Annotated in this window: 10 protein-coding genes; 9 read left to right on the top strand and 1 reads right to left on the bottom strand. The window is 38.0% G+C overall.

What is annotated here, in order from left to right:
* Positions 1-50 precede the first annotated feature (50 nt).
* The 4 genes from GD631_RS06500 (at position 51) to GD631_RS06515 (ending at position 3,005) form a co-directional block, all read left to right on the top strand.
* On the top strand, positions 51-332 hold the full coding sequence (locus GD631_RS06500) for a DUF4964 domain-containing protein (RefSeq protein WP_223225797.1): 282 nt from the start codon (positions 51-53) through the stop codon (positions 330-332).
* A gap of 19 nt (positions 333-351) precedes the next feature.
* Positions 352-507 (top strand): hypothetical protein, encoded by a 156-nt coding sequence (locus GD631_RS06505; protein WP_153260285.1) that lies wholly within the window; start codon positions 352-354, stop codon positions 505-507.
* A 204-nt stretch (positions 508-711) separates the two neighbouring features.
* Positions 712-1,731, top strand: coding sequence for a DUF2059 domain-containing protein (locus GD631_RS06510; RefSeq protein WP_143256882.1), 1,020 nt, complete (start codon positions 712-714; stop codon positions 1,729-1,731).
* Between the two features lie 83 nt (positions 1,732-1,814).
* Positions 1,815-3,005 (top strand): TlpA disulfide reductase family protein, encoded by a 1,191-nt coding sequence (locus GD631_RS06515; RefSeq protein ID WP_223225796.1) that lies wholly within the window; start codon positions 1,815-1,817, stop codon positions 3,003-3,005.
* A gap of 85 nt (positions 3,006-3,090) precedes the next feature.
* On the opposite strand, the gene GD631_RS06520 is transcribed toward GD631_RS06515, so the two are convergent.
* The gene (locus GD631_RS06520) at positions 3,091-4,158 is read right to left on the bottom strand and encodes a M20 family metallo-hydrolase (RefSeq protein WP_143256883.1); all 1,068 of its coding nucleotides are present in this window, start codon (positions 4,156-4,158) and stop codon (positions 3,091-3,093) included.
* A gap of 564 nt (positions 4,159-4,722) precedes the next feature.
* Between GD631_RS06520 and GD631_RS06525 the strand changes: the two genes are divergently transcribed.
* The 5 genes from GD631_RS06525 to GD631_RS06545 all read left to right on the top strand — a co-directional run bounded on the left by GD631_RS06525 (position 4,723) and on the right by GD631_RS06545 (position 15,502).
* Positions 4,723-6,948, top strand: coding sequence for a hypothetical protein (locus GD631_RS06525; RefSeq protein ID WP_143256884.1), 2,226 nt, complete (start codon positions 4,723-4,725; stop codon positions 6,946-6,948).
* A gap of 466 nt (positions 6,949-7,414) precedes the next feature.
* Entirely contained in the window at positions 7,415-10,549 is a 3,135-nt protein-coding gene (locus tag GD631_RS06530; RefSeq protein WP_143256885.1) for a SusC/RagA family TonB-linked outer membrane protein, read from the top strand.
* 18 nt (positions 10,550-10,567) lie between these two features.
* The gene (locus tag GD631_RS06535; protein WP_143256886.1) at positions 10,568-12,532 is read left to right on the top strand and encodes a RagB/SusD family nutrient uptake outer membrane protein; all 1,965 of its coding nucleotides are present in this window, start codon (positions 10,568-10,570) and stop codon (positions 12,530-12,532) included.
* A 19-nt stretch (positions 12,533-12,551) separates the two neighbouring features.
* Entirely contained in the window at positions 12,552-13,925 is a 1,374-nt protein-coding gene (locus GD631_RS06540) for a BT_3987 domain-containing protein (RefSeq protein WP_143256887.1), read from the top strand.
* Between the two features lie 125 nt (positions 13,926-14,050).
* Positions 14,051-15,502 carry an alpha-L-fucosidase gene (locus GD631_RS06545; RefSeq protein ID WP_143257091.1) on the top strand — a complete coding sequence of 484 codons (1,452 nt, stop codon included), beginning with the start codon at positions 14,051-14,053 and terminating at the stop codon, positions 15,500-15,502.
* Positions 15,503-15,510 lie beyond the last annotated feature (8 nt).

Below are 15,510 nucleotides of genomic sequence, written 5' to 3' on the forward strand. Positions count from 1 at the left end.
AGTAGTCGGACGAAACCATCAAAAACGATCTTCGCGCGCCCGCTGCCCCATTGCTCACATTACATCCACATGTGACATTATGGTCCGCCGCCGACAAACTCAACGAAAAGAATATATCTTTCGCTAGTGGTAAAGAACTCCCCTTTATTGGTTTCTTGCGAGTAGATGGGGTTTTATATTGTTTCATGGGTAGTGAGAAACTTTCTATGCAGGCTATTGCTCATTCGGTTAATTATATCTCTTATCAGGCCAAAGCTCTTGACGGCAAAAAACATGATGGGGCTATTTATTTTGAGGTGGATTCTTCTTCCGCTTTACAATTATATGAATGAAAACAAATGGTGTGTACCAATGGCAGACACTTATAATGTTGTGAATCAGAAAACAAGAGTCACATCATGGGGAAGACCGGTAACGGGTGCCTATTTCATAAAATTATTAGAGGCGGTTTTGGATGAAAAAGGTAATAATATCGTTTCAAAAGATGAAATGAATTGTTCAAAGTAGCCCTGATAATATAGGTGCTTGAATGTTATAATTATAGATGAATAGGGGATATTTCGTTTGTCTGTACCTTACAGAGAGCGTGAGTGGTAACCTTATGGATTGCAATATACTATTGAATGATGTTGATTTAATGTATATCTTTGTATAGTAATACAAGATGAAACATGGAATCAATATAAATCCCATAAATAAAATCAGATAATTATGAAAAACATTTTCCTTCCCAAAGTAATGATGTGCATAATTGCACTGTTTACTTTAACTTTACCAGCTTCTGCACAAAATACAAATGCGACAGATGAGTACAAAGAAACGTTGAAGAAAATCATGGATTTTTCTGGTACTTCGACTACTACGGATGACTTTTTCCAGAGATTATCATCTATAATGAAATTAAATGCGCCGAAAAAGGATGAAGCTTATTGGAATGAGTTCTCTAAAAACTGGAAAGAGAAAGTAGAAAATAAGGTGTTTGAAATGTATATGCCTGTTTATGAGAAGCATTTAACATTGGAAGAATTAAAAGCTGTTGCTGCATTTTATGAATCTCCCGTAGGTAAAAAATATAAAGAGGCTTCATTGATTGTTATACGTGAGACAACGCCGTTGTTAGTGCAGCAACTCCATACAGAGATGTCCAAAGAGGTAATGCCGGAGAAAAGTGAACGAGCAAAAAGAGGTGAACAGCGGTTGAAAGAATATGAGCAAAAGCAGAAGCGTGATAAAGAATTATATGCACAAGCCTATATGCTTCCAAGTGATAGTATAGTTATAGTTCCTGAAGAAGTGTATGAGAAAGCGTATGAGAATGGGAGGTCTACAACTCCTTCTTTGTATTCGATTGAAAGGAGAAAAAATGATACTAAAGTGACATTCATACAGCCTATTTATTGGGACTGGCAATGGTTGTATTATAGTCCGGGGTTTAAGATTGTTGATAAGAAAAGTGGCGATGAATATAATGTGAGAGGATATGATGGTGGAGCTCCGATGGGGAGGCTGTTGGCTGTCAAAGGATTTAATCATAAATATATTTATATCAGTCTTCTATTCCCGAAACTGAAGAAAAGTGTGAAAGAAATAGATATCCTTGAGTTGTTGAACGAAAAGGATAAAGAACAGTTGCCTTCTAATGATGATGGAAAGTCTAAATCATATTTTAATATAAAGGTGAAGGATTATCAGGTTGCTTCCGGTAAGAAAGGTAAGAAGATCTATTATTAGTTTAAATGATGATCAAAGTCTGAAATGATAATAGCAGGTATATGAACAGGAGTGTTTACTGTTTTTGATAAAATTTATTCCATATGAGAAATCGAATTATGATTCTATGCACGTTTTGTGTTATTGCTATATTTTCTTCTGCCCAAGAGAAATTCTCTATCCGTGGTATTGCGAATGAGGAATTGAATAATCAATTGTTGTATTTATGCTTGATGGAAGATGGAGAGAAAGCTAAAGAAGTTGTTTGGGACAGTACAACAGTGGAAAAAGGCAAGTTCTCTTTTTCTGGTGTACATCAGATGCCGGATATTGCAATCATTAAGGATATGGATGGAGAAACCTATCCGTTGATTCTCGAAAAAGGAAAAATATCAGTGAATATTGCCGCGAATAAGAGAGGAGGAACGCCTTTAAATGATTCATTGAATATAGCTTTGAATCGTATGCAGCTTATAATGGATAATATGAATCAGACTGCAAAGGCAATTTATGATCTTGTTCTTGGTGTTAAGTCGGAAGTATTTATAGATAAGATCATGAATGATACCGCATTTAAAGCAAAGCGTGATAGAATGGAGAAGATATTTTTCTCGCAAATAGATTCTGTATCGCATTGTATAAAGGATTATAAGAATACTATAGTGGGGGTATACCTTTTTACTGTCGGGGGTATAATGATGCCTTTTGATGATATGAAGGCTCTGATGGAAGAAGCTTCGCCTATGTTTTCACAAAATAATTTGGTGAAAAATGTTGTGGAAAAGAAGAAGCAAGCAGAGTTACGCATAAAGGCGGAAGTTGAAAAGACGATGTCCAAAGAACAAATGGAAGAACAAAAGAAACGGCAGGATATGGATGCTAAGATAAAGATTGGCGAACGTTTCTTGGATGCTAAAGTGAAAGATAATATAGGTAACACGAAGCTCTTGTCCGATTATGTAGGTAAGGGAAAATATGTATTGATTGACTTTTGGGCTTCATGGTGCGGACCTTGCCGCCATGAAATGCCCAATGTGAGAGCTGCTTATGAAAAATATGCTTCTAAGGGATTTGAGGTGATTAGCATATCTACAGATCGGAAACTGAAACCTTGGAGGGCTGCTATTGAAGAACTTGGAATGAATTGGGTGCAATTGTTGGATGTGGATGCTTCCGATATATATGGAATCTATGCTATACCTAAAACTTTTCTTGTAGATCCTACGGGGATTGTTATAGACAGAAATTTAAGGGGTGAAAAGCTGGAGGAAGCTTTATCGAAGTTGTTTGAATAATCGTTGCTTTGTTTTTATTGTATGAGTGAATTGATAGTTGAGAACTATGGTAGGATAACAACTATCAATTCATCAATGACTTTTATTAGATCAGAAGTCCGTCCAATAGTTCTAAATAAAGTCCGATAGCTTCTTCTATTTCTTTTAACATGATATATTCCTCTGCAGTATGTGAGCGTGATGAACGTCCCGGACCTATTTTTACCGATGGAAAAGACATTAAGGCCTGATCGGACAGTGTTGGAGAACCAAAAGGAATGCGTCCTAACTTCATCGCTTTCTGTACAAACGGATGTTTCTCGTCAATCCGTGAAGAATTGAGACGGAATGAACGAGCTTGGGCTTCACAGGAAATATGCTTTTTGATTTCAGCAAACAATTCTTCGTTTGAGTAAAGCTCGTTACTCCGGACATCAACGATGAAAGTACATTTATCGGGAATCACATTGTGTTGTGTGCCGGCATTGATGACAGTAACACTCATTTTCACGGGACCTAACAAGGGTGATTCTTTCTCAAAACGATAGTCACGGAACCAGGCAATATCATCCAATACCTTGTAAATAGCATTGTCTCCTTCGTTACGTGCTGCGTGTCCCGCTTTACCTGTTGCGGTCACATCCAATACCATTAATCCCTTTTCGGCAATGGCAGGTTGCATTTCCGTCGGTTCTCCTACGATAGCGAATGAGACTGGAGGAAGTCCCGGCAATACACTCTCAATCCCGTCCTTGCCTGAAACCTCTTCTTCGCAAGAAGCAAGGTAAATCAGATTGTATTTTTGCGAAGTACGACATAGTTGCAGGAACACCTGTAATAACGAAACAACGCTGGCACCAGCATCGTTGCTTCCTAATCCATAGATCTTGCCGTTTTCTTCACGTGGAGTGAACGGATCTTTCCGCCATCCATTAACAGGTTTCACCGTGTCTATGTGGGAGTTAAGTAAAATAGTCGGCTTCTTCAGATCAAACATCGGACTAAAGCACCACACATTATTACCTTTACGTCCAGTCTGCATACCCGCCATTTCAATATAGTTTTGCAGGAAATCCGCAGCCTGGGTTTCTTCCCGACTGATTGAGGGGATGCTAATCAGTGATTTAAGTAGGCTTACAGCCTCTGTTGACATATACGGAATATCATATTTCATAGTGCAAATCTTTTATCTATATCTTAATCTTTGCACAAAGATAGTCGTTTTGAACAATAGTTTCAAATAAAACAACAGGCTTTCAAGAAACTGTTTTTTTTGAAAGATTATATAAAAACATTATCTTTGCTTTCATTATAATCATGAAATGATTTTTTCAATACTATGAACGTGGAATATATTGCTATACAAGAAAGGAAGCACAATTATATCATATATGTTTTATGTTTACTATGGATATTGTTAGTAAGCTCTCGTTGCTTGGCGCAGGGACTTCTCTTTGGTGGGAATGAGAAAAAAATTGCAGAAAGGTCTTCTTATCAAGTTTTTACGGATGATAAGCTGCCGGATTTTTCTAATGAAATAAAAATTAGTTTTGACTGTTCGATACAAAATATATGGAGTCCTGGTTATATCCTTTTGTTGAAAGATAATCGTAATAATAAGTCTTACAATTTTACTTATTTATGTGGGGAAAAGGAGGCTTTTTTTATATTTTCGGAGGATGGTAAGAGATCTTATTATTCGACAAAGTATGCTATTGACTCGTTGAAAAATAAAAAAGTGATTCCTATATCTTTGCGTCTGTTGGTATCACAAAACCGAGCAGAAATCAAGATAGGAAAAGACAGTGTGTCGCTTGCGGAAGTAGGTCTCGATGATGGGCGTTTTTCACCTATGGTATATTTTGGAATGTGCGACTATATTCTTGAAACGGCTTCTTTTTCTATTTGGAATCTTTCAGTATCTAACGGAAAGAAGACTTGGAAAATTCCTCTGGACGAGAGTAGTGGTGAAGATGTACACGATGATAAGGGAGAGGTAATCGGACAAGTAAAACAACCAGTTTGGCTGATCAACCAGTCATATTATTGGAAGTCCGAATTCTGTTATTGCTCTTCTACTCCGGTTGGGGTGAATTTTAGCGAAAGAGAACAAAAACTGTATATTTATAATAAGGATTCTTTGATTTCCTATGATATACAATCTAAGGCATTAGAAGCTGAGGCTTATAGGAATTTCTCTGCTTTTCCTGGAGACCTTTGTTTGGGGATGAATTTTTTAGATGATCAGTCCGGTAAGATTTACGCTTATGAACTGATTCGGGAGAAAATGGTGGCGGAACTCTCACTTGATGCTATGCAATGGAGATTGGCTTCTACGGATCCTTTCGCTACTTATATCTGCTTACATCATCATTGTGGTTTTTATCATCCTTATCAGAAAAAGTTCCTGTTGTTTGGTGGTTATGGTATGCGGCGATATAGTGATTGTTTTTTGTCGTATGAGGTGGAAAAGGCCCGTTGGGATACTATCCAGTTTTCCGGTGATCGAATTACTCCCCGTTTTTTTGCAGGGTTGGCAGTTTCTGATAATTATAAGTATGCCTATATTTATGGTGGAAAAGGGAATGAGGCAGGAGATCAGAATATCGGAGTACAATATTATTATGATCTTTATCGTGTTGATTTAGAGCAACAGGCAATTCGAAAATTGTGGGAACAGAAACCGATGTCCGGTAACAATCGTGTAGTGGCACGTAACATGATCTTGTCTGAAGATGAGCAGTCAATTTATTTTTTGGGTTATCCGGAATATCTGCCTCAATCGTATGCGTTGCTTTATCGCATGAATATAGCAGATGGAAGTTGTGAGGAGTTGGGGGATAGTATTCCTTTTATTTCGGAAGAGATTGCTACGAATGTCAATTTGTATTATAGCAACAAACGGAAAGAGTTTTATTGTTTGGTGCAGGAGTTTGAGAAACAAGGAGAAGCAGCTGTTAGAATGTATTCTTTGCAAGCCCCTCCTGTTTCGCTAAATGAAATGAAGCGTTATGAGTTGGAAGCTACACGCAAATTGTGGCAGGTATATGCTGCCATGGGGGGATTGGTATTAAGCGTTTTAGTTGTATTATGTTGGGCGGTATATAAGAAAAAAAAGAACGTAGCGAAAATTGCTGATGCACCTTCCGAACAGGAACAAAAAGGGGCGGAAAGGTTGGTAAAGGTGGATAAAGTTGAGGAAGCTAACCTGATGGAAATCCATTATAGGGATCGGAATGCCATTTATCTTTTTGGCACCTTTTCCGTGCTTGATCGTGAAGGACGGGATATTGCATATATGTTCTCTCCAAAGTTACGTACTATTTTTCTGTATATTTTGTTGCACAGTATTTGGGACGACGGTATTTTCTCTTCTGCAATGAATGAAATATTTTGGCCGGAAAAAACGAATGATAAAGTTAAGAATTTGAAAGGGGTTGCAATCAATCATATTAGAAAAATATTGCAGGAACTTGATGGAATAGAACTTATACACGTGCACGACAGAGGTCGTTTTATCTTGAAAACTTGTGATGATTTCTATTGTGATTATGCTAGTTTCGCGCATATTCTTAACTCGGGCAATACTTTGGATTCGGAAGTTGTTGGCAGGCTTTTGAAAATATGGATTCGTGGCCGTTTCTTAAATGCGATAGACCATGAATTGTTTGATAGTTATAAATATAAAGTAGAGGAAACAATTTTGACTATAGTTCCTGTTGAGGTAAACAAAGCATATAATATAGCTAATTTTGTGTTGGTGATTAAACTCTGTAATGTATGGGCTTACGCAGATCCGTTGAATGAGCAGGGATTATTTTATATGGTATGTGCTTATCGCAAAATGGGAAATCCGGAAGAAGCGTTGAGGCGCTATAACTCTTTTGTCAATCTCTATAAAAAAACGATGAACGTAAACTATTCAATTGGATATGAATCTATAAAACTTCCCCAGATTTTATAATTTTATTTCGCTACATATATTCGAATTATCTTATGGCATATTGGTTACTTTTAAATAAAGCCCAATATGCCTGCTAAATGTGTATTTATCCTGGAAAGCTCGTTTAAATATCTCTTGTAATAAACTGCTTTTCTTTAGACTTTTTATACTCCTTTGATTGCTTAATCTGTTTATTCATAGTGATTTATGGGTGTGTTAATAAAAAATATGCAGGGTTAATAAGTTTGCTAACCCATATTTAGACATTTTATTAACATGGCTCAAATATATTTGCCTTGACTTCTTCAAAACGAAGAGGTGATTTGATTCTATTATATAAAATTCTTAAAGCTATGAATGAACACGGTAATACCTCATGATGAATTTATACGATTTTTCGTGGGAAGAATGTCAGAGTGAAATATTCTATCATATCAATTATGACGAAGGATATATTTAAGTTCTAATCTAATTTATTATGTAAAGCATGGGAAAATACAAATTGCTTAACAAAACGGGCTGGCTGAAACGCCCTCTTTTTTGCTTGTTGTTAACTTATCCTCTTATGGCTATGGCTGATGAAGCACCTATAGAGGCGGTAAAAGAAACGGTGGAACTGGAAGTTGCACAGCAAAAGAAAGTAGAAATGCGTACTGTGGTAGGAACAATTGTCGATAATTCTGATAATACGCCTGTCATAGGGGCAAATGTTCGGATTAAAGATGAAAAAATCGGTGTAATTAGTGATGTAGACGGACATTTCTCTATTCAGATACCAAGGGGAAAGCATGTGACTTTAGAAATTAGTTACATCGGTTATGCAACTCAAACTGTTTATATAACAGATCAGGGTGAGGTAAATATAAAGTTGGTGTCTGACGATAAGATATTGGAAGAGGTGGTTATTGTAGGAGCCGGAACACAAAAGAAAGTTTCTGTAACGGGGGCTATCACTTCTATAAAAGGAACAGTCCTTAATGCTCCGTCCTCTTCTCTTACTAATAATATAGCAGGTAAACTGGCCGGTGTAATATCCAAGACGACTAGTGGTGAACCAGGATCTGCTTCAGAATTTTATATTCGTGGTATCGGAACATTCGGCGGACGTGCTACACCTCTCATTTTATTAGACGGTGTGGAGATTTCTAAAGAAGACCTTAACCGTATACCTGCAGAAAGTATTGAGAGTTTTTCTTTGTTAAAGGACGCTTCTGCAACGGCTATCTATGGTGCTCGTGGAGCAAACGGAGTGATGATGGTTACGACGAAAGAGGGAGAACTGAATCAGAAAGCCAGAATAAGCGTATCGGCAGAAGCCTCCATGCAGAAAAGTATGAAATTTGTGGAATATGTTGACGGAGCGCAATGGATGGAGATTTATAATGAAGCTGCGATGGCAAGAGACAAAAATCCGAGGTATACTGTTGACGAAATAGATTTTACAAGAAGTGGAAAGTATCCATATCGTTATCCTAGTGTAGACTGGCAGGATGTAATGTTCAAGAATTCCACATGGAATGAACGTGCTAACATTAACATATCCGGAGGTGGATCGAAAGTTACGTATTACATGAGTTTACAGGCTTCTCATGACACTGGTATGTTGGATATCCCGAAAACATATTCGTTTGACAACAATATTAGTCAATGGACATATGTATTTCAGAACAATATAAATTATACTTTGACTCCTACTACAAAGATAAGTTTGAAAATGAATACTCAGATAGGTCATCAGAAAGGACCGGGAAATTCTGTATCTTCATTGTTCGATGCTGCATGGAAGGTTAATCCTACAGCTTTTCCGGCAACATATCCGGCTCGTGAAGGTGATACACATATTCGTTTCGGTAATGATATCTTATCAGGATGGGAACTTTATACCAATCCTTATGCCTTGATGCTTAGTAAACTGACGGAAACAAACTACAATACATTAAATACCGTAATGGACATTGAGCAGAAATTGGATTTTATAACCAAAGGACTTAAGGTTACAGCTCTTGTAAACTTTAAGAATTGGTCTTCGTCCAGTTTCGATAGATGGATGGATCCTTATTACTATAGAATGAATAAGAGTACATGGGATCCGAACAGTCCTGATACGTATGAAATGGAAAGACTGGGAGAGAGTGGTACCGATTATATTAATGAACAGGATAAAGGGTATTCATCTGATAATACTTTCTATTTTGACGCTAGATTGGATTACAATCGTGCCTTTGGTAACCATAATGTTTCCGGTATGTTGATGTACATGCAAAGGGAATTCAGAAATGGAGTACGCCCCAATCGTCTTCAAGGCTTTTCCGGACGATTTACTTACGATTATAAGCATAAATACCTTGCTGAATTCAACTTTGGATACAATGGTACGGAACGACTTGCGAAAGATAACCGTTTTGAATTCTTCCCTGCAATGTCATTAGGATGGGTGCCGAGTAGTGAAGACTTTTGGGAACCTTTGCAGAAATATATAAATCATTTTAAGATAAGAGGTTCATACGGTATTGTAGGTAGTGACGGGCTTGATGAAGGTGCAGGACATTATCTTTATGTGGATAATGTAGCTCTTTCAGGAAATACGTTCCATACAGGTTATCATGGAGAATATGCTTATAGTGGTCCGGTTTTCAATACATTTGCAGTAGAAGATGCTTGTTGGGAAAGAGTGAACAAACTGGATATTGGTGTTGACCTGGAGTTATTCAACCAACTGAATATAACATTCGACTATTTCTATGATCGCAGACACAAAATATTGATGAAACGCGGTTCATGGCCTATACTTACCGGTTATGCTAATACAACTCCGTGGAGTAATATTGGTAAGGTAGATAATCAGGGGGTAGAATTTAGCGTAAATTGGCGTAAGGAACTTGTTAAAGATTTAGTAATGGACCTTAGAGGAAACTTTACTTATAATAAGAACAAATATGTTTATTACGATGACCCCAACTATTCGTCAGTATGGCATAAGAAAAACAACCAGCCGTTGAGCATTTCGTGGGGATATCTGGCTGAAGGATATTTCCAGAGCGATGAAGAAGTTGCACAATGGGCTGACCAAACAGGACTTGGAAGCCAGCCACGGGCAGGTGATATTAAGTATCGCGATGTAAATGGTGACGGTATCATCAGCAACGATGATAAGGTGATGCTTTCTCCTTATGGAACAACACCTAGGATACAATATGGTTTCGGGTTGAATCTGACTTATAAGAAGTTTGATTTTGGTGTGTTCTTCAACGGATCGGCAAAACGTAATATTATGATTCATGGATCGTTTACAGATTTCGGACAATATAACTCGAACGTTATGAAATGGATTGCCGATGATCATTGGACAAAAGATAATCAGAATGCTCAATTCCCTAGGCTTGGCTTGTCTTGGTCCGATATAGGAAACAACGCTCAAGAAAGTAGTCATTGGATGCGTAATGGTAACTTTATCCGTTTCAAAACACTCGAAGTAGGGTATCGCTTCCCACATTGTCGCGTTTACTTCAGCGGTGATAACTTAGCTGTTTGGAGTCCGTTCGATTTGTGGGATCCGGAATTGAGCTGGAACTCTTATCCGTTGCAACGCACATTTAACATTGGTGTACAAATGAATTTTTAACTGGAAATTTTAATTGTTATGAGAAAACATAAAGCAAGGAATATAGCATGTAGCATGATTTTAGGTCTTAGTGTATGTGTGACATCATGTGATTATCTTGATGTGGTTCCACCGGAACAGGCTACAATAAACGATACGATGAAAGACCGGGAAGATGTTGTAAATTTTATCAACTCATGTTATGTGGCGGTAGAAAATACGTCTCCTTTTTTCTATTCTATTTTTGAATGGTCGGCTGATGAAACTGTATCTCCTCCCCTTTGGAATGATAATAACCAGAATACAGCGTGGAATTTACGTTCGGCTTCTAATGCTGGTGGGTATTGGAGCGATCTGTATAATTCAATAGGACAATGTAATATGTTCCAAAAATTGCTTGCAGGTAGTTCTCCGTTAGGAGCTACGGAGCAAGATATAAAACGTTGGTATGCGGAATCCGAATTTTTGAAGGCCTATTATCATTTTCGTCTGTTAGAAATGTATGGTCCTATTCCTATTATAGATGAAAGACCGTCACAAGGTACATTGCCGGAAGAATTTCCGGGACGTTCGCATTTCGATTATGTGGTAGACTATATAGTAAATCAGAAATTAAAGGATGAGACTATCAATGCGCTGCCGGATGTAGGCAATGCAGATGATTGGGGGCGTGCTACCAAAACGACTGCTTTGGCTTTGAAAGGACGTACGTTGTTGTATGCTGCTTCTGATTTATGGAATGGTCGTTTCCCTTATCCTGACTGGAAAAATGACAAATATGAGACTCCAGGGTATGGAAAGGAACTGGTGAGTACTACCAAAGACAGGAAAAAATGGGAAACAGCGCTTGCGGCTAACCTTGCTGCTTTAAAATATGCAGAAAGTGAAGATGGAGGAAAACGCAAGTTAATAGATTTGGATAATATGCCCAAAACATTGATGGATGTAGGTTTGCCATATATCCCGGGAGTAGATACATCGACGCCGGAAGGAAAAGAGTTTGCACAAAGAGTACTTATGTTACGCTCTATCACTGCTTCCAATGAGGATGACGGAAACAGAGAGACTATTTGGGGATTATTCTTGCAAGGCAATGGCTCTCATGACAGAATAAATTTCGAAGCACAGTCACCGAAACATATCGTTTGTTATAATCAAGCAAATAATAGTTGGATGGAAGGATGGTGCGGACTGGCTCCTACTCTTTATAGCGCGGAACATTTTTATACAAAGAATGGGAAATTGCCTGAAAAAGATAGCGAGTTCGCTCCCAAGACTGAATGGCTGGAAAGTGCTAATTTAGATCGACCGGAAATTATAAAGCTGAATGCTTATAGAGAACCTCGTTTTTATGCCACAATATCTTTTGACGGCGACGATTACTCTACGGAAATTTGTGACGGAGAACCTTTGAGGATAAACTTAAGAGATAAGGAAAAACAAGGATATAATCCTAATCACGCGAACCGTGACTTCACTGTTACAGGTTTCTTTATGAAAAAGCATATAGCACCAAACATAAAAATATCAAGTGTAACAGGAGCAATAAGCAACAAAAATTATCCTAAACCTTTATTCCGTTTGGGCGAACTTTATTTGAACGTGGCTGAATGTTATGCTGAACTTGGAGAGATAGGTAATGCGATTAAGTATTTAAATCCTATACGTAAACGTGCGGGAGTGCCTGAATTGACAGAGGCGGACGTTACGAGCGAAATGACAATTGTTGATTGGGTACGTTCGGAACGATTCATTGAGCTTTGGGGAGAAGGGCATCGTTATTACGATGTACGTCGCTGGATGATTGCTCCCGAACAGTTGAAGGCTGGGGCAAGAGAAGGGCTTAATGTCGAAAATGCAGGTATGGACCCTAAATTTGGGGAATTGAATAGAAGAGTAACGATTAATCAACCTTTCCAATGGGATAACCGTATGTATATGTGGCCTATTGATTGGAGTGAAATTGCAAACGATCCTCAGTTAGTTCAGTGCCCGGGATATTAATCGTATAAAGAAATTTAGTATGAAAAAGAAAATATTAGTAACGTTATTGACAGGAGGCTTGATTTTACTGGCTTCTTGTAATAAATCAGATTATGATCTGGAGAAAATGATTCCAGAGGAGTTCCATAAAATAGTGTATTTGAAAACATATGGTAAACAGGAACTGAATTTACTCGTTACAGGAAAGAAAAATGTATTTAATTATTCAGTTTTGAAGGGTGGAGTGATGCCTGAACTTACAGCGACGGCTGATTTGAAAGTAATGACCCAGAAAGAATTGGATGAAAAATATAGCAATCTGGAGAATGTAAAATATAAGTTGATCACAGAAGAAGCTTATACGATTAGTAACACTCATTTTGATTTTACGTCAGAAGAAAACTATAAAGAGTTCAATATATCATTTGATCCTCAAATAGTGGCTGATGATAGTGAAGACGATCCGGATGCTGTGTGGGTACTTCCGCTGTATTTGAGCAGTGATACGGACTCTGTAAATGCAAATAAAAATAATATATTTTTGCAGGTAACAGATATTGTAAGACCTCTTGTCGGGTTTAAAACTACTGCTTTGGAATATCATGAAGAAAGTTTAGGTAGTCCATTACAATCTATATCATTGCCTGTCCCTGTTGTTTTGAATGTAGAAAATACGGGTTGGAACATTGATTGCAGTTTCGCAACTAATGCTGATTATGTAAAGTCATACAACGAAACACATGGAACCAGTTTTCAACTGTTGGAAAGCGGATATTCATTCGATGAGTCTTTGACATTGTCTCAAACTACTCCCGAGGCTTCTATCAATGTCAAAGTCGATATTAAAGATTTAGGTCCGGGAGATTATCTGCTGCCAATAGAGATTGTGGAAACTTCTATATTTAGCATACAGAATGGAAAGAATATATACCCTTTAGCTATACGTATCATGGGTTATATACAAAATAGGGATAAGTGGGAAGCAAAAGCCTCTTCGGATTCTAAAGGTGCTGAAATGGAAGGTGATTATCAAGGTGGGGCAGAACATGCGATTGATGGTAACGTGAATACGTTCTGGAATTCCAGATGGAAAAATCCTATACCTAATCCACCTCATTATTTATGGTTTGACACGAAGAGAGAAACTTTATTCACTCACATTCGTATTGTTCCTAGAGATGTGTTTAAAAACGAGATGTCAGGTAAATTCTATGTAAGTGACAGTGACGTTGCTATCTCTAGTGATGACAGTTCATGGAAAGAAGTGGGTTCATTTACCATGTTAGATACTCCGATTACTCAGATATTTGGTATTGTTCCTACTAAAGGACGTCAGATAATGATTAAAGTTGAATCAAGTACTGATGGTAATAAGACCGCATGTTTTGCTGAAGTCTATGCTTATGGCATGTAAATAAAAACTGGAAAAAGTTGCCATACATATGGCAGACCCCGCAAGATTTTTCTAACTTTATTGCTTGATTTTGCGGGGTTTTCTTATTTAGAGAATATTATTAACAAAATAGCTGATACATGAAGATGAACAGGAAAAGAACTTTATTAATAACGGGACTGACAGCTTTGTTTATGCAAACTTTTGCACAAAAAGCTCCGGAACCCTACGGATTAGTTCCGAGTGAAAGACAATTGGAATGGTATGATCGTGAGATGATTGCTTTTTTTCATTTTGGTATTAATACATTCGAAGAATATGTAAATGAAGGAGATGGGAGAGCGCCGGCCGCTATTTTCAATCCTACCGCTTTAGATTGCCGGCAGTGGATGGAAACACTGAAATCGGCTGGTATTCCATGTGGTATTATTACTGCAAAACATGCTGACGGATTTTGTCTTTGGCCAAGCCAATATACTGATTACTGCGTAAAAAATGCTGCATGGAAAGGGGGAAAGGGAGATGTCGTTCGTGAATTTGTGGATGCTTGTGAGGAATATGGTGTAAAGGCCGGCATATATCTTGGACCTCACGACAGACATGAGCATCTCTCTCCACTTTATACAACTGAACGATATAAAGAGTATTATGCTCATCAGTTAGAAGAACTTATGGGTAATTATGGTAAAATATGGGAAACATGGTGGGATGGTGCAGGAGCAGATGAACTGATTACTCCTGCTTATAAACATTGGTATAAGATTGTGCGCGAAAAGCAGCCTGATTGTGTCATTTTCGGAACGAAAAATTCTTATCCTTTCGCTGATGTGCGTTGGATGGGAAATGAGGCGGGGAAAGCCGGAGATCCTTGTTGGGCTACAACGGATTCTGTAGCGATACGCGATGAAGCTCAATATTATAAGGAGTTAAACGAGGGTGTACTTGGTGGTAATGCATATGTCCCGGCTGAAACGGATGTTTCCATTCGTCCTAGCTGGTTCTATCATGAGGAAGAAGATGAGAGAGTGAAAAGTGTGAAAGAACTTTGGGAGATCTATTGCTCGTCTGTAGGACATAATAGTGTATTACTGCTAAATCTTCCGCCGGACAGACGTGGACTTATTCATTCTGCGGACTCTCTGAATATGGCTTTATTAAAGAAAGGTATAGACGAAACGTTCTCGAAAAATTTATTGGCGGGCTCAAAAATAAATGCAACAAATGTACGAGGTAGTAATTTCCGGCCGGAGAATCTGATAGATGCAGATAAAAAAACGTATTATGCCGGTAAAGATGGTCAAGCAAACTCCGATATTACATTTAAATTACCCCGTACTACGGAATTTGATTGCTTGATGTTGCAAGAAGTTATTCAGTTAGGACATCGGACCACTAAATGGAGTGTAGAATATTCCAATGATGGAAAGAATTGGAAGTCCATACCGGAGGCAAGCGAAAAACAGACAGTAGGGAATAAGTGGATCATTTGTTTTAGTCCTGTGAAAGCTGGTTATGTGCGTCTGCGTATTCAAGATGGTTTGGCATGTCCGGCCTTGCATACATTCGGAGTTTACAAACAATCTTCACTTTTTAAATAATCGGAATA

Origin of the sequence: Bacteroides luhongzhouii (genome assembly GCF_009193295.2) — a bacterium.
Classification (GTDB): domain Bacteria; phylum Bacteroidota; class Bacteroidia; order Bacteroidales; family Bacteroidaceae; genus Bacteroides; species Bacteroides luhongzhouii.

Coding starts and splice junctions, on each gene's coding strand:
- GD631_RS06545 (WP_143257091.1), top strand. CDS start 14,051: ATGAACAGGAAAAGAACTTTATTAATAACGGGACTGACAGCTTTGTTT.
- GD631_RS06505 (WP_153260285.1), top strand. CDS start 352: ATGGCAGACACTTATAATGTTGTGAATCAGAAAACAAGAGTCACATCA.
- GD631_RS06530 (WP_143256885.1), top strand. CDS start 7,415: ATGGGAAAATACAAATTGCTTAACAAAACGGGCTGGCTGAAACGCCCT.
- GD631_RS06510 (WP_143256882.1), top strand. CDS start 712: ATGAAAAACATTTTCCTTCCCAAAGTAATGATGTGCATAATTGCACTG.
- GD631_RS06540 (WP_143256887.1), top strand. CDS start 12,552: ATGAAAAAGAAAATATTAGTAACGTTATTGACAGGAGGCTTGATTTTA.
- GD631_RS06520 (WP_143256883.1), bottom strand. CDS start 4,158: ATGAAATATGATATTCCGTATATGTCAACAGAGGCTGTAAGCCTACTT.
- GD631_RS06515 (WP_223225796.1), top strand. CDS start 1,815: ATGAGAAATCGAATTATGATTCTATGCACGTTTTGTGTTATTGCTATA.
- GD631_RS06535 (WP_143256886.1), top strand. CDS start 10,568: ATGAGAAAACATAAAGCAAGGAATATAGCATGTAGCATGATTTTAGGT.